Raw genomic sequence first — 19,327 nt, 5'->3', positions numbered from 1 at the left:
GGCCCCGGAAGGGGCCTTTTTTGTGAGATGTTGTAACCGGCTCAGCGCATCAGCGCTTCCATGCGCGCGGCCAGGGCCTGGGCCAGCTGGCGGCGCCAAGGCGGGCTGGAGGGGTTGGCCAGCACCTGGTCCTCATGGGTGAAGCTGACGATGATGGCGTTATAGCCGAGCCAGCGCAGCGGCTCCGGCTCCCAGCGGCGCAAGGCCTGGCGCAGGGGGCGGTCCTGGATCACCCAGGGCTGGCGCGTCTGCGGTGTATCCCGCCCCAGGATCAGATCGGCCAAAGTACGGCCGCCGAGATTGGCGGCGCCGACACCTTCCCCGCCATAGCCGCCGGAGAGTGCGATGCGGTTGCGCCGGTCCAGCAGCATATGCGGCTGAAACCGGCGGGACATGCCGAGATTGCCGCCCCAGCGATGGGTGATTTTGACATCGCGCAGCTGCGGGAACAAATCGGTGAGGAGATGCCGGCGCAAACCTTCCTCGGCTTCGGTGAGGGTGAAATCCGTGCGCAGCCTGCCGCCGAAGCGGTAGCCGCCGCGTGCGCCAAAGACCAGCCGGTCATCTGCCGTGCGCTGGCCATAGGTCACTTGCCGGGAGAATTCGCTGAAGGATTGGCCGTGGGACAGGCCGATGCCGGCCCAGATATCGGCGGGCAGCGGTTCGGTGGCGATGAGCAGGCTTTGCACCGGTAGCTGATACTCGCCCAGAGGCGGCAGGCTGGCGGCATAGCCTTCCACCGCCGGGATCACCCAATCGGCGCTCACCTTGCCCTGCGCCGTTTGTACCTGCCCGGGGGCCCAGCCGGTGGCGGGCGTATGCTCATAGATCCGTACCCCCAGCCGCTCCACCGCCACGGCCAGGCCGCGCGCCAGCTTGGCCGGCTGGATGGTGGCGCAATGCGGGGTGTAGAGCGCGCCCAGCGCACCTTGCAGCCGAAGCTGCTGGGACAATTCCTCAGGCGGCAGCCACCAGGCGTCCGACTCCTGATAGCCTTCGGCGTAAAGCTCGTTCAGCCAGCCGCGCAGCCGGGTTTCCTGCTCTGGATAGCGCGCCGCGCAATAGAGCGTGCCGCCTTTGCGGAAATCGCAGCCAATGGCTTCCTGGGTGGTGACGCGGCCAACCTCGTCCGGGATCGCGTGCAGCAGCGCCCAGCTTTCGCGCCGCTGCGGTTCGGGCAGATGCCCGACCAGCCGGTCCTCGCCTAGTACCGCCCCCATCACCCAGCCGCCATTGCGGCCCGAGGCGCCGAAGCCGGTCCGCTTGGCCTCCAGCACCGCGATGTTGAGATGCGGGGCGCGGGTTTTCAGGTAATAGGCGGTCCAGAGCCCGGTATAGCCGGCGCCGATGATGGCGATGTCGACCGTGAGGTCACCCGACAGCGCCGGGCGCGGGGTGAGGGGGTCATCCAGCCCGTCCCACCAGAGGCTGATCTTGCGCCAATCTTCATCCATGAAGGCAAGCTAACAGAGAGCGGCCAGCTTGGCATGACGCCGCAGCACTAAGCCTGCGCGACCGCGCGCAGATCCCGCGCCACACCCTCGATATCCGGCTTCGCCGTGTCCAGCCCGGCGATGATGAATTCCGGCGCGCCCTTGGCGTTGAACACATAGATGGCGGCGGAGTGGGTGACGGTATAGACCGGCGTCTTGACCACCGAGAACACCACCCGATAGCGCCGCGCCAGATCATAGAGCTGGTCCGCATTGCCGCGCAGCCCGATGACGTTATCACCGAACAAGGCCGCATATTGGTTGAGCACGCCCGGCGTGTCGCGGTCCGGATCGACGGTGACGAACAGGATTTTCACCTTCGCGGCCGATGCGCCCATCGCCTTCTGCACACGTTGCAGGTTGTAGAGCGTGGTCGGGCAGACATCCGGGCAGTTGGTGTAGCCGAAATAAAGCAGCACGACATCGCCCGCGAAATCGGCCGCGGTCACGGTTTTGCCGGTTTTCGTGTCGGTCATGGTGAAGGCGAGGTCGGGCACCAGCCCGCGCACATTCACATCCTGGGCGGAGAGCTGATGATGGCAGGCGGCAAGGGCCAAGGGGCTGAGAAGCAGGGACCGGCGCAGCATGCTCATGTTCTGCGCCAGCCCCTGCCGAGTGGCAAGGCTTAGAGCAATATGTGTTTATCTTGATGCGTTAGCGTCAAGATAAACACATGAAATTGCTCGCCAAAGGATGAGTAGAGCGAGTGGGTGTGAACCCATCTCGCTCTACAGATCGAGAACCATCTGCGCCGCCCGCACCGCTTCTTCCAGCGCGCCGGGCTGGAAGGGCGAGGTGAGCCCGGCCGAGGCCGTCAGCCCCAGAAACGGTTCCGAGCCGCCGCGCCCGCAGAGTGTGACATAATCCTGCAAGGCGGCTTCATAATCCGCCCTTGCTTTCACCCAGAATTGCAGGGCGCAGCATTCCGCCAGCGTGTAGTCGATATAGTAAAACGGCGAGCCGAAAATATGGCCCTGCGCCTGCCAGCGCCCGCCTTGCGCCGGATAGGCGAGGTCCCCCCAGTCGCGCCAGGGCATGTAGAGCGCTTCCAGCCGCTTCCACATGGCATGGCGTTCGGCGGGGGTGGCTTGCGGGTTGGCGTAGATCTCGTGCTGGAAATGATCGACGCAGACACCGTAGGGCAGGAAGGCGATTGACTGGATCAGATGCATGCGCCGGTAGCGCGCGGCATTTTCCTCCCCCACCATCAGCCCGATATAGGGGTAGGCGAGATGCTCCAGGCTCATCGAATGGATCTCGGCGGATTCGCAGGTCGGCCAGAGATAGTCGAAGCTGGGCTGGGTGCGGGAGCGGTAATTCTGGAAGGCGTGGCCCATCTCGTGGGTGAACACGTCGATATCGTGATGGGTGCCGTTGAAATTCGCGAAGATGAAGGGCAGCCCGGCGACGGGGAACGAGGTGCAGAAGCCGCCAGGGGCTTTCGCTGGCCGGTTATCGAGGTCGAGAAAGCCGTTCTCGTTCATCAGCCGATAGAAGGCGGCCAGCTCCGGGTTCATCGCCTCGAACATCGCCTGTGCCTGGGTGCGCAGGAAGGCTTCATCGCCGGCGGGTTCGACATTGCCTTGCGGGTCCACCAGCGGCTCGTCCCAGGCGAAGAGCCGCTCCCAGCCTTCCTGCGCGCGGCGGTGCTCGAAAAACCGGGCGACCAGCGGGGTGACATGCTGGCGTACCTGGTCGCGGTAGGTGGCGACATCGGCGGCGCTGTAATCCACCCGGCGCATACGCCGATAGCCGAGTTCGGTGAAGCTGGAAAAGCCGAGCTTTTGCGCCATCTGGGTGCGCAGCTTGACCAGCTCGTCGTAAATTTCGTCGAAGGCGGCGGCATTTTCGGCGAAGAAGCGCCAGCGCGCTGCCTCCGCCGCGTGGCGCATCTCCCGGTTCAGGCTTTGCTGGTAGGGGGCGAGGCCGGAGAGGTTGGTGGTCTTGCCGTCGATCTCGATCTTCGCCGAGGCGAGCAGCGCCACATAGCGGGCCTGCAATTTCGCTTCCGCCTGCAGATCGGCCTCGATCGCGGGGGAGAAGGTGGTGATATCCGTCTCCCAGAGCCGCAGCGCATGCGCGCCGGCCAGTTTTTCCACGCTGGCCCGGTCGGGATGCGCCAGCAGCCGGGTTTTGAAGGCGGTTTCGTGGTTGGTGATGACCGGGGCGATTTCGTCGCGATAATCCTGGGCGGCCTTGCGGGCTTCGTCCTGGGTGTCCTGCTCGAAGCGCAGATGGGTGAGCGCGCTCCATTGCTCGGCCGCGCGGCGGGCATTTTCCCAATCGCCGATGGCGGCGGCGAGATCCCCGGCATCCAGCCGCGCATTCAGCGCCGCATAGGTGGCGGCGAGGCTCTCGCGGGTTGGGGTTGTCGCCTCAATATCTGAAAATTTCATGCTCAATCCTCGCTCTCTTCGGAGAGACCAAGCAGCGCCTGGGCGCTGCCGGCCTCCACCACTTCCACGGTTTTCAGAACCCGGTGCATCACCCGGGTGCGGGTGCGGACCTTCTCGATATTATTGCTCATCGTGCTGGCATTGGCGGCAAGCTTGGCCAGGGCGTCGTCCATCTTCACCATCTCGGTCTTGGTGGCGCCGAGGATCTGGCCGATCTCGCCGGCGCGCTTTTCAAGGTCGAGCGTAACATGGCCGAGATGGATGGTCTGCAGCAAAGCCGGCAGCAGAGACGGGCCGAGCACGATGACGCGCTCGCGGGCGCGGACATCGTCGATGAGGCCGGGAATGCGCGCCACCTCGGCGAAAAGCCCGTCCGACGGCAGATAGAGCACGCCGAAATCCACGGTCTCCGGCGGGCAGATATATTTCTCGCGGATCTTGCGGGCCTCGCCGCGGATGCGCAGGGCCAGCCCGTCGCGGGCGGCGCGCTCGGCCTCGGCATCCGCGCCATCGGCGGCGGTGAGCAGCCGGTCATAATCCTCGGTCGGGAATTTCGCGTCGATCGGCAGCCAAAGCAGCTCGCGCGAGGGCATGCGCAAGGCGAAATCCACCCGCTCGCGGGAGGTATCCTTCAGCGCGAAATTCGGCTGGTAGGTGCCGGGGGGCAAAATCTGCTCCAGCAGGGCAGCCAGCTGCGCCTCGCCCCAGCCGCCACGGGTTTTCACGTTGGAGAATAGCCGCTTGAGGTCGCCGACCTGCTTGGCGGCGGATTGCACCTCGCCCATCGCCTGCTGCACCTGGGCGAACTGCTCCAGCACGCGGGCGAAGGAGGCGGTCATTTGCTGCTCCACCGCCTCATGCAGCTTTTCATTCACGCTGGTCTGGATGGCGGCGAGGCGGGTTTCGATGGTCTGGATGGTCTTCTGCGCCTCTTCGCCCGCCTGGCGGCGCAAGCCATCGATGGTGGCGGCGACATTCTGGGTGGCGACCGAAATCTGCTCGAAGGATTTCGCCAGCGCGTCGGTGGTGCCGCTCTGGATCGCCTGGGCCAGCCGGCCTTCCATGGCGGCCAGCGCCGAGCGGGTGAATTCCGCCTCGGCACGGCTGCCGGCGAGGAGCTTGTCCAGCTCCAGCTTCAAACGAAGTGGCGCGCCATGCGCGGCGCGCCAGGCGAGGCCAGCGAAAACCAGGGCGCCAAGGGCGGCGAGCAGAGCGAGGGCGGGAAGCAAGGTATCCATGCGCGCAGGCTAGCACCAAAGCCGGCCGAGTCGCAGGCCAGGGCGATATCTGCTAGGCTGGGGCCAGGCTGGAGGAGCTGGACATGAATAATGCCGTGACCGTCATTGCCGTTATCGTCGCGCTGATTGGCGTGGCCATCAGCTATGTTTCGCATGCCTACAGCATCGGCGCTGTCTTCATCGTCATTGCCGTCATTCTGGCGCTGACCCTGCGCACGGCGGCGGAATGGGAGCGCGCGGTGGTGCTGCGGCTGGGCCGCTTTGCCGGGGTGCGCGGGCCGGGGCTGTATTTCCTGATCCCGGCGATCGAGACCGTCTATGCCGTGGTGGATACGCGCCGGCAGAGCACGCGCATTTCCGCCGAGGATACGCTGACCGCCGATGCGGTGTCCGTGACGATGGATTCCATCCTGTTCTGGCGGGTAGTGGATGTGAAACGCGCCGCCACCGAGCTGACGGATTATCAGAACATGATCGCCCAGGTGGCGCAGACCTCGCTGCGCGAGGTGATCTCCGCCACCACGATGAGCGATATTCTCTCCAACCGCGAGGCGATGGATGAGAGGCTGCAGGCGCTGATCCGCCGCAAATCCGATGGCTGGGGGCTGGGGGATATCGCGGTGGAGATCCGGGATGTGAAAATCCCGCGTGAGCTGAACGATGCGATGAGCCGCAACGCCCAGGCGGAGAAAGAGAAACAGGCGCGGGTGACGCTGGCGAGTGCGGAGATCGCCATCGCCCAGCAGATTGTCGACGCGGCGCAAATCTATCAGGAAAATCCTGTGGCTTTGCAGATCCGGCAGATGGGGTTGATTTACGACATGAACAAGGATCGCGGCGCGACGATTCTGGTGCCGACGACGATGACCCAGGCGCTGGGTGAGGTGCTGGCGCTGAACGCCGCGGCCCAGCAGGCAGGCACGTCACCGCAGCGCCAACCGGCGCCGCCGGCAGGCTCGGTGCCGGAGGCTTAGCGCCTCAAGCTTTTAGCTTGAGGCTCTGAATTTTGTTTTGGCGAGCAATTTCTGGTGTTTATCTTGACGCTGGCGCGTCAATCTAAACCCCTATCGCTTTAGCGCGGGTCTGCCAGCGTATCCGCCGCACCCGGTGCGATCGGCGGGGCAGGGTTGATCGGCGGCGGCGTCACCGCCTGCTCGCTCTCCTGCCAGCCACCGCCGAGAGCGGTGTAGAGCGTGGCGGCATCGACATCGAGCTGCGCCTGGGCCTGGATTTCCTGCTGGTTGGCGGACACCAGGCTGTCCTGCGCCTGCAGGGCCGGCAGCAGGCTGGCGAGCCCGTGCTGGTAACGGCTTTGCGCCAGGTTGAAGGAAATTTGCGCGGCCTGGGCGGTGCCTTGCGCATCCGCCAGGGCCTGCTGGTCCTCCCGGTAGGCGACCAGGGCGTTTTCCACCTCCGCCAGGGCGTTCAGCACCGTGGCGCGATATTGCAGCGCCGCGTTGGCCTGGGAGATGCGCGCCAGCCGCAGATTGGAGGAGAGCTTGCCGCCCTCGAAAATCGGCAGCGAGATCGAGGGGCCGAAAGCGTAGAAAAGATTGGCCCAGTTGGTGAGGTAGGAGGCATCCAGTGCATGGAAGCCGACGCTGCCGGTCAGCGAGATATCCGGATAGAAGCTGGCGACGGCAACGCCGATCTGCGCGGTGGCGCCGTGGAGATTGTCTTCGGCCTCGCGAATATCCGGGCGGCGGCGGGCAAGGCTGGCGGGCACGCCGGTGCCGATCAAGGCGGGTGGAGTCGGCAAGGGCGTTGCCTGCGCCAGCTGTGCATCCAGCGCGCCGGGCGGCTTGCCGGTGAGAATGTCGATCTGCGTCATATCCTGCGCCACCTGTTTGATGTAGGTGGGCAGTTTCGCCTGCTGGCCGAGATAGGCGGTGCGGGCCTGCTCGACATCGCTTTGCGGCGCGAGACCATGGGCGGCCTGGCTCTGGGTGAGCTGCAAGGTGAGCGCTGTCGCCCGGACGTTCTGCTGCTGCTGCGCCAGCGCGGCCTGGGCGGCGCGCAGCTGGAAATAGGCCTGGGCGATTTGGGATTCCAGCATCACCAGAGATTCCCGCGCCGCATCCGTCGCCTCGTCAGCATTGGCTTTGGCGGCTTCCACCTGGCGGCGGACCTTGCCGAACAGATCCAGCTCCCAGCTCGAGGAGAGGCTGTAGGAATAGAGATTGATCGGCTGGCCCAGTGAATCCAGCGCGCTGCTGGCGCCATTGCTGAGTGTGGCGCCGCTGCCGGGCGAGATACTGTTGGCCTGCTGCGCGAGCTGGTTCAGCTGGCTGTAGGCGCCACCAGATTCCGCCAGACCTTTCAGCCCTTCCTGCTCGCGCTTGAAGGAGCCGGTGGCGCCCAGAGTCGGCAGGCCGGCGGCGCGGCTGGTGACGACATTTTCATGCGCCTGTTCGACGCGCAGCAGCGACTCCTGCAAGGAAGGGCTGCCGGCGATGGCCTCGCGCATCAGGCTGGTGAGAACAGGATCGTTGAAGCCGGCCCACCAGTTCGGGTTGGGGGCGTTCTGCGCCACGCCGGGGGCGCTATTATTGTAGGCGGTGCCGGCGGGCGGCGCCGGCGGCTTGAAATTCGGCCCCAGCGTGCAGCCACCGAGCAGCAAGGCGAGGCTCAGAGGGAGGCGTTTGGTCTGTTTCATGAGGCCTTCTTCTTGCGGACTTGACGGGAGGACATCAGCAGCGCCGTGGGGATCAGCAGCAGGGCCAGCAGGCCAGTATACCAGAACAAATCGTTATAGGCGAGCACGGCGCGTTGGGTGGCCAGCATCCGGTCCACCTGCCCCGGCGCGGCGGCCAGCGCCTGGGCGAAGGCGGTGCCGTGATTCTGCATCGATTGCGCGATCTGGCGGAGCAGATTGTTGTAGGGCGTGGAAGCGCCGCTGAGATGATCGACCAGATAGCTCTGATGGATCTGCTCGCGTTCGCTGACGATGGCGGTTGAGATGGAAATGCCGATGCCACCGAAGACGTTGCGGCTCATCGAGAACAAGGCCGCGGCGTCGCCATTCACCTCACGCGGCAAGGTGTAGTAGGCGACGGTGCTGATAGGCACGAACAGGAAGGCAAGCCCGGCGGTTTGCGCGGCGCGCATTTCCACCAGCCGGTCGAAGCTCTCCTGCGGGATCAGATGCATCGAGTAGAACAGCGAACTCGCCAGCACCAGCCCGCCAAAGGCGATGATGAACTTTACCGGAATCACCTTCATTAAACGCTGCACCAAAGGGATCAGCATGATGATGACGACAGCGCCGGGGGCAAGTACCAGTCCGGAGAGGGTGGCGGTGTAGCCAAGCTCGATCTGCGCGAATTGCGGAATGACCACGGCGGAGGAATAGAGCACCAGGCCCATGATGCCGATTTGGGTGAAGCCGAAGGCGAAATTACGATCCTTCAGCACCCGCAGATCCACTGCCGGATGTTTTGTATAAAGCAGATAGAGGCTGCCGAAGATGAAGGCGAGGGCGGAGATGCCCAGCATGATGGCGATGAAGTGCGAGCCGAACCAATCATAATCCTCGCCGCGATCGACCGCGATTTCCAAGCAGCCCAGCGCCAAGGCGATGAAGATGGCGCCGATATAGTCGAAGGGTGGCGCGGTTTCCTTGTCGCGCTTCACATCGTCTGAATCCTGCACGAAATTCATCACGCCGAGAAAGGTGAAGATGCCGACGGGAACATTGATGAGGAAGATCAGATGCCAGCTATAGGTGTCGGTCAGCCAGCCGCCGAGCAGCGGGCCCAGCACCGGGGCGACGACGATGGCGATAGCGGAGAGCGAGAAAGCGGCGGCGCGTTTTTCCGGCGGGAAGGCATCGAGGATGATGGCCTGTTGCAAAGGTTGCAGGCCGCCGCCGAAAAATCCCTGGATGGCGCGAAACAGCAGTAGTTGGGTGAAGCTGACCGCCAGCCCGCAGCCGAGCGAGGCGAGGGTGAACACGCCGATGCAGATGAGAAAGAAGCGCTTGCGCCCGACGCGGCGTGAGAGCGAGCCGGACAAAGTGAGTACGATGGCGTTGGCGACCAGATAGGTCGTCAACGCCCAGGCGCTGTCATCGTTGGAGACGGAGAGCGAGCCGGCGATGTGGGTGAGCGAGACATTGACGATGGTGGTGTCCAGCACCTCCATGAAAGCCGCCAATGTCACGATGAGCGCGATCGCCCACGGATTGGCCGGGCGCGTCTGCGCGGCCGCGGGCATTATTCATGCACCGTGGGGGTCACAGAAATGCCGTAGGGCAGCACCGGCATGTTGGCAGGCAGGCCGCTATCGATGACGATCTTCACCGGGACCCGGCGCACGATCTTCACGAAATTGCCGGTGGCGTTTTCGGCCGGGAAGGCGGTGAACACGGCCCCCGATCCCTGCTGGATGCTTTGCACATGGCCGTGCAGGGTGATCGACGGGTAGGCATCGATGCCCATGGTCACCTTGTCGCCGATTTTCATGTGGGCGAGCTGGGTTTCCTTGAAATTCGCGGTGACCCAGAAATCCTTGGTCACGATGTAGAAAATCTGCGTCCCCGCCTGCAGATAGGTGCCGAGCTGGACGTTGCGTTTGGTGATCCAGCCATCCTGCGGGGCGCGGATATAATTGTAGGACAATGCGGTTTTGGCGGCGCGCAGATTGGCCTGCGCCTGCGCCACATCGGCCTCGCGCTGCGCCACCTGCTGTTGGGCGGTGTCGATATTGTCCTGCACCAGAGAGGCGGTTTTCAAATTGGCGTCGGCCTGCTTCACCTGCGCCTCGGCGCTGGCGAGCTGGGTGTTGCTCTGGTCGATATCGGTCTGGGCGGTGGCGCGCTGATCCACCGAGAGCTGGCGGCGGTAATTGCGCTGCGCGTCCAAGAGCTGCGCCTTGGCCTGGGCCAGCTGCGCCTGCGCGGTTTCAAGCTGCGCCGGGGCGCGAACCTGTTCTTCCCTTAGATTGACCTGGGCGGCGGTGAGGTTGGCATTGGCGAGCTGCAGATTGGCTTGCGCCTGAGCCAGCTGCGCCTCGTTCGCGCGCGGGTCCACCACCGCCAGCAAATCACCTTTATGCACATAGCTGTTGTCGTTGACATAGAGCGCTGTGACGTAGCCGGAGGTGTTGGTGGCCATGGAGACGGCGTTGCCGTCAGTATAGGCGTCGTCGGTGGAAACCTCGCCCATCGTCGCCAGCCAATAGATGATGCCGGCGATGATCACCACCACCAGCAGGATGCCGGCGATGATCAGCGGCAGTTTGCTGCGCGGCTTCTGCTCGGTGTTGGCGTCATTCTGCTGCGTGGGGGCCGGTTTGTCCTGGCCCTGATCCGTCTGCCCATTTTCGTTCGCCACCTGCTGCTCCGTAATTTCGAGACGGTCTTTGACACTAGCTTTTGACAATAATGTACTGTATCAGACAGTACATTTCTTGTCGATGAAGGGAAGCCGCCTTGGTGGCGATCTGCATGAGACATATGCAGCCCTGGCCTGCATGAAACCCCGCCTGGTTTTACGATGCTGTAATGCGCTGTTTATGGGATGATGATGCAGGACGAACGCGTTGAAAAAGACCCTCACGATGCGGCGGCGCGGCCCCGGCTGGAGGCGCGGCGGCGGGCTTTTCTGGACGCCGCGGCCCAAACCTTTCTGGAAAAAGGCTATGCCGGCACCACGCTCGATGATGTGATCGCCCGCTCCGGCGGCTCGCGGCAGACGCTGTATCAGCTGTTCGGCGGCAAGCAGGGGCTGTTCGAGGCGCTGGTGACGGAGCGGGTGCGCGCCATTTTCGGGGATTTCGAAGGCGATGAGCTGGACGGGCGGCCACCAGAAGACGTGTTGCCACCATTGGGGGTGAGGTTTCTGACCACCATCACCTGCCCTGCGGCTTTGGGCATGTACCGGCTGGTGTTCGCTGAGAGCGCGGCGATGAAGGAGGTGGGCGAGGCGTTCTGGCGGGCCGGGCCGCAAGCGCTGCGCAGGCTGCTGACAGGCTATTTCGCCGGGCAGGTGAAACGCGGCACGCTGCGCCTGACGCGGCCGGATTACGCGGCCTCCGCCTTTGCCGGCATGCTGATCGGCAATTTGCACACTGAATGCGTGCTGGGCTTGCGCGAAACCCCTGGCCCCGAGGAGATTGAGGACCGCGTGAAGGAAATCGTCAGGTTATTCCTGGATGGCGCGCGCTGAGCCAAGAAAAAAGGGCCTCGCGGCCCTGTTTTCTTATTCCGATTTCAGATGCGCCAGCAGCTTCTCGATCGCGGTGGGCTTATCCACCTGCTCGAGCGCCGCATATTCGGCGGCCAGGCGGTCCAGCGCGGATTCATAGATCTGCCGCTCGGAGAAGGACTGGTCCGGCTGGCCGGCATTGCGGTGCAGGTCGCGCACCACTTCGGCGATGGCCGACGGGTCGCCGGAATTGATCTTCGCCTCATATTCCTGCGCCCGGCGTGACCACATGGTGCGCTTGATGCGCGCCCGGCCCTTCAGCACCGCCAGGACCTCGTCAAAGCTCTTCTTGGAGGTGAGTTTGCGAAGGCCGGCGGTGCGGGCCTTGGTGGTAGGCACGCGCAGGGTCATGCGGTTTTCATCGAAGGTGATGCAGATCAGCTCCAGCGTATGGCCGGCGATCTCTTCCACCGCGATCCGGTCCACCTTGCCCACGCCATGGGTCGGGTAGACGACATAATCGCCTTCCTTGAAGATTTCCGCCTTGGCCGGGGCGCGGGGCGGGGCGAGCGGGCGGATCGGCCCGGCTGGCACGCCGCCATGCATCACCACGGGGGGCTGGGTCTCTGCTTTCGGGGTTTCGGGGGTGGGCGCCGCGGCCACGGCTTCGTCCTGGTCGGGTTTCGCGGCCTTCCTGGAAGCGCCGCTCTTCTGCTTATCCGTCATCACCACTCCGCTGGGAGGCACCCGCCACGGGGCGCCGCCAAAATATGAAGGCCGGGCGCGGCCGCCCGCACCCGGCTGACATGGAACATCCATACCATAAATTCAGCCGCCCGTCACCCGCCGGGCGGAACGGATCAGGGCGTGCCCGGCTCCAGCGAAAGCAGCGCCTCTTTACCCGGCTTGTCCTTCCACTCATTCGCATCGGCCGGCGGGGTACCCTTGCGGGTGATGTTCGGCCAGCTCTTGGAGAGCTCGCGGTTGCGCTCCAGCCAGGCCATCGCGCGGTCGTCGCTGTCGGGCAGGATCGCCTCGGCTGGGCATTCCGGCTCGCAGACGCCACAATCGATGCATTCATCCGGGTTGATGGCCAGGAAGTTCTCGCCGACATAGAAACAGTCGACCGGGCAGACTTCGACGCAATCCATGAATTTGCACTTGATGCAGTTCTCTGTGACCACGTAGGTCATCGGGTACTCCTGAAAGCTCGCGTAAGAATTTTGATCCCCTATGCGCGTGGGAGGGGAGGGTGGTCAAGGCGGCGGATTAGCCAATCTCCCGATACAGCGCCTGCGCCAGCGTCGCGGGGCCTCTGCGTTCAGGCAGGAACAGAATTTCCACCACTTTTACCCCTTGCGGCAACGCCAGGGTCAGCACGTCGCCGGGGCGGAGCTTGGCATGGGGTTTGTCGGTGGGCTGGCGGTTGATGCGCACCCCGCCTTGGTCCACCAGCGCCTCCGCCACCGAACGGGTTTTGCAGAAGCGCGCGAAAACCAGGAACTTGTCCAGCCGCAGCCAGTCTGTTCCTGGGTCCGTCAAATCAGCGCCGGGCCAGTTTCAACGCCGCCAGGGCGGCGAAGGGGTTGTCGGCGTCGATCTCCATTGGTTTCTCCGGCTTGGCGTCGCGCTTGGGCTCGCGGTTCGGGCGCGCGGCCGGTGCGGCTTGGGCGTTGCGCTGCGGGGCGGCCTGGTGATGGTCCTGCTTGCGCCGGCCCAGCATTGCCGGGGCGGGCGGGCCGTAGAATTTCTCGTTCGCCTCGGCGGCGGGGAAGAGGCGGAAGCCCAGTACGTTCAGGGTCGGGCCCAGCTGCTCCGGCTTCAGCCCCATGCGGCTGCCCAGATTGGGCGGCAGCAAAATCTGGCTCTTGCGCATCAGATAATGCAGCTCGCGGGTGACACGCTCGACCACGTCCAGACGGATCATGATGTCCCCGGCACGGACCCAGCCCATGGCCAGGGCGAATTCATTGCTCCAATTCTCCGGCATCGGCGCGCAGACCAGGCCGGGTGTGGGCAGCTCGGGCGGATTGCGGTCGTACCACACACCCCAGAAGAGGGCGCGCAGGCGCGCCGCGCCGGGCTTCAGCGCAGCCGGCAGATACATGGCGAAGCGGCCCATATCGATGCCGAATTTCTTCGCCTCCTGGCGCAGCTCCGGGGTGAAGGGCTCGGGCGGCAGCACGCCGCCGGATTCCGAGAGGCGATGGACGATGCCGCGCAGCGGGGCGGGCGGGTTTTCCATGGCCTTCAGCAGCGCGCCGAGGCGCTTTTCAGTCTCCGCCGCCAGCCAAGCGGCCAGACGGGTCCGGATGCGCTCGCGCGCCAGACCGTCCAGGAATTCCGAATGCAGCACTTCGACGCCGGGCTTGAGGAAGATCTCGGTCTTTTTCAACCGGGCGATCTTCACCCCGTCCCAGACGAAATGCCGGTCATCCGAGAGGCTGATCGCCTCGTCGGCGGCGGTCTCGGCCGCCAGGATGCGCCTGGGCATCTCTTGGGCCAGCACCCGCCGGGCGGCGCGCAGCAGGATTTTCTTCTCAGGCCCCTGCGTCGCGGGATCGGGATGGAACAGAAAGCCTTCGATGCGGCCGACCTCATGGCCTTCCACGCTCACCAGACCATCCGGTGCCACGATGGCCTGCAGCTCCTCCGCCTCAGCCTCTTCCAAACGTCTCGTCAAATGTGCCGCCCTCTTATCAACAAACCGGGTCATCAATTTCACATGCAGCGTATCGGATAACCGATCCTCGACCGCCCGGGCCCGCATGGCCCATGTGTCAGCATCCTTCATCCAATCCGCCCGCGCCGTTATATAGGCCCAAACGCGCACGTCCGTCAGCCTCTGCATCAGCGTATCGATATCGCCGTCCAGACGATCGAGATTTTCGATCTCGCGGGCAACCCAATCCTCCGGCAGATTTTCCTTGGCCAGCAGGTGGGTGAACACCTTGGCGACGAGTTTGACATGGGTATCGGTGGCGAGCTTGCGGAAATCCGGGATCTGGCAGGCTTCCCAGAGCAGACGGGTGGCGGCGCGGCCCTGGGCGCGGCGCTGGATGTCGCCATCGCGGGTCAGCGCGTCCAGCGTCTGCACATCCGCCGCCTCGTTGCCGCGCACCAGCCCCTGGCGGTTGGAGGGCAAAGTGAGGCTGGCCAGCAGCGCCTGCGGGGAAGCGAAATCCAGCGCGCTGTTGCGCCAGAAAATCTGCTCCAGCTTCTCGAACTCATGCGATTCCACCTGTTCGGCCACCTCTTCCGAGAGGGGCGGGCACTCTGCGGTGGTGCCGAAGCTGCCGTCGCGCATGCCGCGCCCGGCCCGCCCGGCGATCTGGGCGACCTCTGAGGGGGTGAGCAGGCGGGGCTGGCGGCCATCGAATTTGCGGATGCCGGCGAAGGCGACATGGTTCACATCCATGTTCAGCCCCATGCCGATCGCATCGGTGGCGACCAGGAAATCCACCTCTTTATCCTGATACAGCGCCACCTGGGCGTTGCGGGTGCGGGGCGAAAGCCGCCCCATCACCACCGCGCAGCCGCCGCGCCGGCGGCGCACCGCCTCGGCGATAGCGTAAACCTCGGCCGCGGAGAAGGCGACGATGGCCGAGCGCGGCGGCAGCCGGGAGAGCTTGGCCGCCCCGGCGAAGGTGAGCTGAGACAGGCGCGGGCGGGTTTCGATTTCAACGCCGGGGACCAGCTTGCGCATCAGCGGCGCGATGGTGTCGGCGCCCAGGAACATCGTCTCCACCAGGCCGCGCGCGTTCAGCAGACGGTCGGTGAAAACATGGCCGCGGTCAGGGTCGGCGCAGAGCTGGATCTCGTCCACCGCCAGGAATTCCACCTTGCGGTCCAGCGGCATCGCTTCCACCGTGCAGGAGAACCAGCGCGCCCCGGGTGGCACGATCTTTTCCTCGCCGGTGATCAGCGCCACGGCTTTGATGCCCTTGGCTTTCACCATGCGGTCGTAATTCTCGCGGGCGAGCAGGCGCAGCGGGAAGCCGATGATGCCGGTGGCGTGGCTGAGCAGACGCTCGATGGCGAGATGCGTCTTGCCGGTGTTGGTGGGGCCGAGCACGGCCTTCACCCGGGGTTGGAAGCCGGACATGAGATTCAAATGACCGTGTGGGGGCGGCTTTGCAAGCGGGGGCCGGTCAGCCGCCTTGGGCGCGGGAGAGGATTTCGCGCACCGACTTGGCATCGGGCGCCGCCAGCGCCTGGTTGGCCAGTTCCTCGCAGGCGAGCAGGGTGGTGGCGCGGATGGCCTGTTTTACCAGCGGTACGGCGTTGCCATGCATGGAAAGCTGGCGCAGCCCCAGCCCCAGCAACAAGGGGGTGAATGCCGGGCGGGCTGCCAACTCGCCGCAGAGCGAGACCGGAATGCTGCTGGCGGCGGCGAAGCTGGCGGTGAGATGCAGCAGCCGCAGCACCGCCGGCTCCAGCGGGTCATAAAGCTTCACCGCGCCAGGCGAGGAGCGGTCCGCCGCCAGCGTGTACATGGTGAGGTCGTTGCTGCCGATGGCGAAGAATTCCGCATGTTTGGCCAGCAAGGGGGCTGCCAGGGCGGCGGCGGGGGTTTCCACCATGATGCCGAGCGGCGGCATCGCCTCGGGCAACGCCACCGCCTTGCGCCGCTTCAGCCGCCGCCAGACCCGGCGCATCACCTCGCGCGTCTCGATGATTTCCTGGGCGACCGTCACCATCGGCAGCATGATCCTTACCGGCCCGGCAATGGCGGCGCGCATTATGGCGGCGAGCTGGGTTTCCAGCAGATCCTCGAATTGTAGCAGGGCCCGTACCCCGCGCAGCCCCAAGGCCGGATTCGGCTCGGGATGCTCGGGCAGCAGGCGGGAGAGCACGTCGATCTCTTTGTCCGAACCCCAATCCAGCAGCCGGATGGTCACCGGCTCGCCATCCATCGCCTCGATGATGTCGCGATAGATGCGAAACTGCGTCTCCTCGTCCGGGGCGCTCTCGCGGTTCATGAACAGGAATTCGGAGCGCAGCAGCCCGATGCCGCGCGCGCCGGATTCGGCGATCATTTTCAGCTCGAAGGGCAGTTCCAGATTGGCCTGCAGCTCGATCTGCACGCCACAACGCGTCTGCGCGGGCAGATGCTGCAGCCGGGCCAGGCTGCGCCGCGCACGGGTCTGCGCCGCGAGCTTTTTGCGCGCGGCATCGAAGCTGGCCTTGCTGGGGTTGAGAATGACATCGCCGCTCTCGCCGTCGATGATGGCAAAGCAGCCGGGGGCGGCCTTTTCCAGCAGCCCTTCAACGCCGAGCACGGCGGGCAGGCCCAGCGCGCGCAACATGACCGCTGTGTGCCCGTCCAGCCCGCCTTCGGACGTGACGATACCGGCGAAGCGCGTCGGCTGGATCAAGGCCGCCTCGGCCGGGCGCAGATCCTGGGCGGTGAGGATGCTGCCCTGCGGCAACCCTTCGAAAGACCGGAAAGGCTGGCGGGTGAGGTTGCGGATCAGCCGGCGGGCCAGCTCCTGCACCTCGTCGGCGCGGCGGGTGCGGCTGGCCTTGTCGCCGCCGGCCTGGCTCATGATCAATGCCGCCTGCGCCTCCGCTTCCTCATGGGTAGCGGCCTCAGCGCCAAGTTCGCCCTCCTGGATACGGGCCTTGATGCCACGCATCAGCCGCGAGGCGCCCAGCATGTGCAGATAGACGTCCAGCAGCGGGGCGATTTCGGCCTGGCTGTCCTTCGGCATCGCCGACAGGCGGGATTTCAGCTTCTGCAGCTGCTTGCGCGAGCGCGCCACGGCCTCGTCCAGCCGCTCCAGCTCGGACGGGATCGATTCCGGGGCGGGCTTGTCGCGGCTGATATTCAGCGCCGGTTCCGCCGCCTCATGCAGCGGGCCAATGGCGATGCCGGCTGAAACCGGCTTGCCGTGCAGCCGCTTTTCCTTGGGCGCGGCGGGTTTCTTAGTCGCTTTCATGGAAGCCGGCCTCGATCAGCGCCGTAATGGCGTCGAGCGCTTCCCGTGCGTCGAAACCCTCGGCGGAGAGGGTGACGCTGCTGCCGATTCCAGCCCCCAGCATCATCAGCCCCATGATCGAGCGGGCGGATACGGATTGCCCGTCCTTCGCGACTTCCACATTGGCGGAATATTGCTCGGCCAGCGTCACCAGCTTGGCGGCGGCGCGCGCATGCAGGCCGCGCCGGTTGACGATGCCGATTTCGGCGGTGATCACGGAGCCGTCCATTTTGTTGTTACTCCGCCGCGTTGCAGGTGGCCGCCGGGGCCTGGGGCTGCAGATCATGGCCGTTGCAAATATATTTCTTGCCGGCCGCCTCGGCGATCTGCACCGTCTCGGCCAGGGTCATCTGGCCGCGGATCTTGGCCAGCTTGACCAGCATCGGCAGATTCACCCCACCGAGGATTTCAATATTGGGCTGCGCGCACATCGACATGGCGAGGTTGGAGGGGGTGCCGCCGAACATGTCGGTAAGCAGGATGACGCCGTCGCCATTATCCACCTCGGCGATGCGTTTGGCGATTTCCGCCTTCTGGCCCTCAAACGCCGCATCGGATTCGATGCAGACGGTCGCCAGCTGTGCCTGTTTGCCGACGACATGCTCCATGGCGTCGCGCATGGCCAGGGCCAATGTGCCATGGGTAACGATAACAAGACCGATCATAGGTTCTCGCTCAGCCCTTCCCCGGATCAACCGAGCCTTCGCGCAGGCTGAGAAATTTCGGCGCTTCCCGGTGCGTGACACCGATCCGCCAGCCCGCCTGGGCCAAAGGAATATTCAATTTTTCGACCATATAAACCGATCTATGCTGTCCACCGGTGCATCCGACACATATTGTTGCATATTTCTTTCCTTCCTGCACGAATCTCGGCAGTAAAAATTCGATGAGGTTCAGAACTTTCTCGAAGTATTCCGCAAAATCAGCGTCTTCTTCGATGAAGCTGCCAACTTCCGGGTCCAGCCCTGAAAGTGGTTTCAGATGTGGGATGTAATGCGGATTCTTTAAGAAGCGCGCATCGAAGATCAGATCTGCTTCCGGCGGCAGGCCGGCGGCGTAGGAGAAGGAGACCAGCGCCACGGTAAGGCCGGGATTGGTGGCGCCGTAGCGAGCTTCCACCAGATTGCGCAGCTTGGGCAGCGGCAGGGCTGAGGTATCCAGCAGCCAGTCGGCGGCGCGGGCCAGCGGGGCGGTGAGTTCGCGCTCCAGCGCGATGCCATCGGCGATGGCCCCGGTCTGCGCCAGCGGGTGGCGGCGGCGGGTTTCGGAATAGCGGCGCAGTAATATGTTGTCGCCGGCAGTTGTATAGACGAGTGATGGGTCCAGCCGGTCATGCTGGCGTAGCTGTTTCAACGCCTCCAGCACGTTTTCGGCCGAAAAGCCGCGCGAGCGCGCATCCACGCCGATGGCGAGATTCTGTTGGGCCTGGCCGGTGAGGGTTTCCAGCGTGTCGAGCGGCGGGTTGTCCACCGTCTCGAAGCCAAGATCTTCCAGCGTTCTCAGCAGAGAGTTCTTGCCTGCGCCCGAAAGGCCGGTGACCAGCACCACCTGCAGCTTGTCGGGCGCCGTGCTCATGCCGCGAAGGCGCCTTTATGCTGGCTCACGCGCCCGCAGGCCGCTTCCAGCGCCAAGGCGGCGCGCGCGGCGGCAGAGGGAAAGGAGGCATCCAGCGTGATTTCCGGCAGGTCCAGCTGGGCATGGCGGCGCGGCGCCGGCAGGCGCTCCGCCGGTGCCGCGCCGAGTGTCACCGCCAGCCGCAGCTTTGCCGGCGCGACGAAGGGGAAATGAAACAGGCCGAGGCCGCGAACTTCCAGCAGACCGGCCAGGCCCGGTGCGGGGCTTGCCATGCCGTCCTCCACAATGACCTGATCATCCGCGACCAAGGTAAAGCCCTGGTCAATCAGACGCAGCAACAGGTCGGATTTCCCCGCGCCGGATGGCCCGAGGAGCAGCAAAGCGTCGCCACCCGGCTGGCTTTGCCGGGCGGCACAGGAGGCGTGCCAAAGCATGGTAACGCGACTGTGGCAAAGTTTGGGCAGACGCGAAAGGCTTGACAGATGGGTGCCAAGCCGC

The 19,327-nt window shown here is 64.8% G+C and carries 18 protein-coding genes; 2 read left to right on the top strand and 16 right to left on the bottom strand.

Features of this window, described 5'->3' with window-relative positions; all coding sequences use genetic code 11:
- Positions 1-41 precede the first annotated feature (41 nt).
- The 4 genes from ACZ46S_RS10400 to ACZ46S_RS10385 form a co-directional block, all read right to left on the bottom strand.
- Positions 42-1,454 (bottom strand): NAD(P)/FAD-dependent oxidoreductase, encoded by a 1,413-nt coding sequence (locus ACZ46S_RS10400; protein WP_464061665.1) that lies wholly within the window; start codon positions 1,452-1,454, stop codon positions 42-44.
- A 47-nt stretch (positions 1,455-1,501) separates the two neighbouring features.
- On the bottom strand, positions 1,502-2,086 hold the full coding sequence (locus ACZ46S_RS10395) for an SCO family protein (protein ID WP_464061664.1): 585 nt from the start codon (positions 2,084-2,086) through the stop codon (positions 1,502-1,504).
- 135 nt (positions 2,087-2,221) lie between these two features.
- Positions 2,222-3,889 carry a M3 family oligoendopeptidase gene (locus ACZ46S_RS10390; RefSeq protein WP_464061663.1) on the bottom strand — a complete coding sequence of 556 codons (1,668 nt, stop codon included), beginning with the start codon at positions 3,887-3,889 and terminating at the stop codon, positions 2,222-2,224.
- Between the two features lie 2 nt (positions 3,890-3,891).
- The gene (locus tag ACZ46S_RS10385) at positions 3,892-5,127 is read right to left on the bottom strand and encodes a DNA recombination protein RmuC (protein WP_464061662.1); all 1,236 of its coding nucleotides are present in this window, start codon (positions 5,125-5,127) and stop codon (positions 3,892-3,894) included.
- 83 nt (positions 5,128-5,210) lie between these two features.
- Here ACZ46S_RS10385 and ACZ46S_RS10380 point away from each other — a divergent pair, with 83 nt between their 5' ends.
- Positions 5,211-6,101, top strand: a complete 891-nt coding sequence (locus tag ACZ46S_RS10380) for an SPFH domain-containing protein (RefSeq protein WP_464061661.1) — start codon at positions 5,211-5,213, stop codon at positions 6,099-6,101.
- A 98-nt stretch (positions 6,102-6,199) separates the two neighbouring features.
- On the opposite strand, the gene ACZ46S_RS10375 is transcribed toward ACZ46S_RS10380, so the two are convergent.
- Genes ACZ46S_RS10375 through ACZ46S_RS10365 form a run of 3 tightly spaced genes read right to left on the bottom strand, consistent with a single transcriptional unit; the run spans position 6,200 to position 10,460 of the window.
- Positions 6,200-7,783, bottom strand: coding sequence for an efflux transporter outer membrane subunit (locus ACZ46S_RS10375; protein ID WP_464061660.1), 1,584 nt, complete (start codon positions 7,781-7,783; stop codon positions 6,200-6,202).
- A complete protein-coding gene (locus tag ACZ46S_RS10370) occupies positions 7,780-9,342 on the bottom strand; it encodes a DHA2 family efflux MFS transporter permease subunit (protein WP_464061659.1) in 1,563 nt (520 codons plus the stop codon). The genes ACZ46S_RS10375 and ACZ46S_RS10370 overlap by 4 nt, the downstream gene beginning before the upstream one ends.
- Positions 9,342-10,460, bottom strand: coding sequence for an HlyD family secretion protein (locus tag ACZ46S_RS10365; protein WP_295741000.1), 1,119 nt, complete (start codon positions 10,458-10,460; stop codon positions 9,342-9,344). The genes ACZ46S_RS10370 and ACZ46S_RS10365 overlap by 1 nt, the downstream gene beginning before the upstream one ends.
- Positions 10,461-10,649: 189 nt before the next feature.
- On the opposite strand from ACZ46S_RS10365, the gene ACZ46S_RS10360 reads away from it, so the two are divergent.
- Entirely contained in the window at positions 10,650-11,294 is a 645-nt protein-coding gene (locus tag ACZ46S_RS10360) for a TetR/AcrR family transcriptional regulator (RefSeq protein ID WP_464061658.1), read from the top strand.
- A 33-nt stretch (positions 11,295-11,327) separates the two neighbouring features.
- On the opposite strand, the gene ACZ46S_RS10355 is transcribed toward ACZ46S_RS10360, so the two are convergent.
- The 9 genes from ACZ46S_RS10355 to ACZ46S_RS10315 all read right to left on the bottom strand — a co-directional run bounded on the left by ACZ46S_RS10355 (position 11,328) and on the right by ACZ46S_RS10315 (position 19,263).
- A complete protein-coding gene (locus ACZ46S_RS10355; RefSeq protein ID WP_464061657.1) occupies positions 11,328-11,999 on the bottom strand; it encodes a CarD family transcriptional regulator in 672 nt (223 codons plus the stop codon).
- Between the two features lie 134 nt (positions 12,000-12,133).
- Positions 12,134-12,466: a ferredoxin FdxA gene (gene fdxA / locus ACZ46S_RS10350; RefSeq protein WP_008495230.1), complete on the bottom strand. Its 333-nt coding sequence runs from the start codon at positions 12,464-12,466 to the stop codon at positions 12,134-12,136.
- Between the two features lie 76 nt (positions 12,467-12,542).
- Positions 12,543-12,815: an RNA-binding S4 domain-containing protein gene (locus ACZ46S_RS10345; RefSeq protein WP_295741008.1), complete on the bottom strand. Its 273-nt coding sequence runs from the start codon at positions 12,813-12,815 to the stop codon at positions 12,543-12,545.
- A 1-nt stretch (position 12,816) separates the two neighbouring features.
- On the bottom strand, positions 12,817-15,378 hold the full coding sequence (locus ACZ46S_RS10340) for a helicase-related protein (protein ID WP_464061656.1): 2,562 nt from the start codon (positions 15,376-15,378) through the stop codon (positions 12,817-12,819).
- A 46-nt stretch (positions 15,379-15,424) separates the two neighbouring features.
- Positions 15,425-17,215, bottom strand: a complete 1,791-nt coding sequence (ptsP, locus tag ACZ46S_RS10335; protein WP_464061655.1) for a phosphoenolpyruvate--protein phosphotransferase — start codon at positions 17,213-17,215, stop codon at positions 15,425-15,427.
- Complete coding sequence (locus tag ACZ46S_RS10330) at positions 17,202-17,483, bottom strand: HPr family phosphocarrier protein (protein WP_008495236.1); 282 nt, start codon at positions 17,481-17,483, stop codon at positions 17,202-17,204. Before ACZ46S_RS10330 ends, ptsP begins: the two co-directional genes overlap by 14 nt.
- A gap of 7 nt (positions 17,484-17,490) precedes the next feature.
- Positions 17,491-17,919, bottom strand: coding sequence for a PTS sugar transporter subunit IIA (locus tag ACZ46S_RS10325; protein ID WP_008495237.1), 429 nt, complete (start codon positions 17,917-17,919; stop codon positions 17,491-17,493).
- A gap of 10 nt (positions 17,920-17,929) precedes the next feature.
- Positions 17,930-18,829, bottom strand: a complete 900-nt coding sequence (rapZ, locus tag ACZ46S_RS10320) for an RNase adapter RapZ (RefSeq protein ID WP_464061654.1) — start codon at positions 18,827-18,829, stop codon at positions 17,930-17,932.
- Complete coding sequence (locus tag ACZ46S_RS10315) at positions 18,826-19,263, bottom strand: HPr kinase/phosphorylase (protein WP_464061653.1); 438 nt, start codon at positions 19,261-19,263, stop codon at positions 18,826-18,828. The genes rapZ and ACZ46S_RS10315 overlap by 4 nt, the downstream gene beginning before the upstream one ends.
- Between the last annotated feature and the right edge of the window lie 64 nt (positions 19,264-19,327).

Source organism: Acidocella aluminiidurans, assembly GCF_055383125.1.
This window is presented reverse-complemented; position numbering and strand designations above follow the sequence as displayed.

What these genes read in the sequence shown, in the direction of transcription:
- fdxA (WP_008495230.1), bottom strand. Translation starts at nt 12,466, where the DNA reads ATGACCTACGTGGTCACAGAGAACTGCATCAAGTGCAAATTCATGGAT.
- ACZ46S_RS10385 (WP_464061662.1), bottom strand. Translation starts at nt 5,127, where the DNA reads ATGGATACCTTGCTTCCCGCCCTCGCTCTGCTCGCCGCCCTTGGCGCC.
- ACZ46S_RS10375 (WP_464061660.1), bottom strand. Translation starts at nt 7,783, where the DNA reads ATGAAACAGACCAAACGCCTCCCTCTGAGCCTCGCCTTGCTGCTCGGT.
- ACZ46S_RS10360 (WP_464061658.1), top strand. Translation starts at nt 10,650, where the DNA reads ATGATGCAGGACGAACGCGTTGAAAAAGACCCTCACGATGCGGCGGCG.
- ACZ46S_RS10400 (WP_464061665.1), bottom strand. Translation starts at nt 1,454, where the DNA reads ATGGATGAAGATTGGCGCAAGATCAGCCTCTGGTGGGACGGGCTGGAT.
- ACZ46S_RS10340 (WP_464061656.1), bottom strand. Translation starts at nt 15,378, where the DNA reads ATGTCCGGCTTCCAACCCCGGGTGAAGGCCGTGCTCGGCCCCACCAAC.
- ptsP (WP_464061655.1), bottom strand. Translation starts at nt 17,215, where the DNA reads ATGAAAGCGACTAAGAAACCCGCCGCGCCCAAGGAAAAGCGGCTGCAC.
- ACZ46S_RS10380 (WP_464061661.1), top strand. Translation starts at nt 5,211, where the DNA reads ATGAATAATGCCGTGACCGTCATTGCCGTTATCGTCGCGCTGATTGGC.
- ACZ46S_RS10330 (WP_008495236.1), bottom strand. Translation starts at nt 17,483, where the DNA reads ATGGACGGCTCCGTGATCACCGCCGAAATCGGCATCGTCAACCGGCGC.
- ACZ46S_RS10315 (WP_464061653.1), bottom strand. Translation starts at nt 19,263, where the DNA reads ATGCTTTGGCACGCCTCCTGTGCCGCCCGGCAAAGCCAGCCGGGTGGC.
- ACZ46S_RS10370 (WP_464061659.1), bottom strand. Translation starts at nt 9,342, where the DNA reads ATGCCCGCGGCCGCGCAGACGCGCCCGGCCAATCCGTGGGCGATCGCG.
- rapZ (WP_464061654.1), bottom strand. Translation starts at nt 18,829, where the DNA reads ATGAGCACGGCGCCCGACAAGCTGCAGGTGGTGCTGGTCACCGGCCTT.
- ACZ46S_RS10355 (WP_464061657.1), bottom strand. Translation starts at nt 11,999, where the DNA reads ATGACGGATAAGCAGAAGAGCGGCGCTTCCAGGAAGGCCGCGAAACCC.
- ACZ46S_RS10390 (WP_464061663.1), bottom strand. Translation starts at nt 3,889, where the DNA reads ATGAAATTTTCAGATATTGAGGCGACAACCCCAACCCGCGAGAGCCTC.
- ACZ46S_RS10395 (WP_464061664.1), bottom strand. Translation starts at nt 2,086, where the DNA reads ATGAGCATGCTGCGCCGGTCCCTGCTTCTCAGCCCCTTGGCCCTTGCC.
- ACZ46S_RS10325 (WP_008495237.1), bottom strand. Translation starts at nt 17,919, where the DNA reads ATGATCGGTCTTGTTATCGTTACCCATGGCACATTGGCCCTGGCCATG.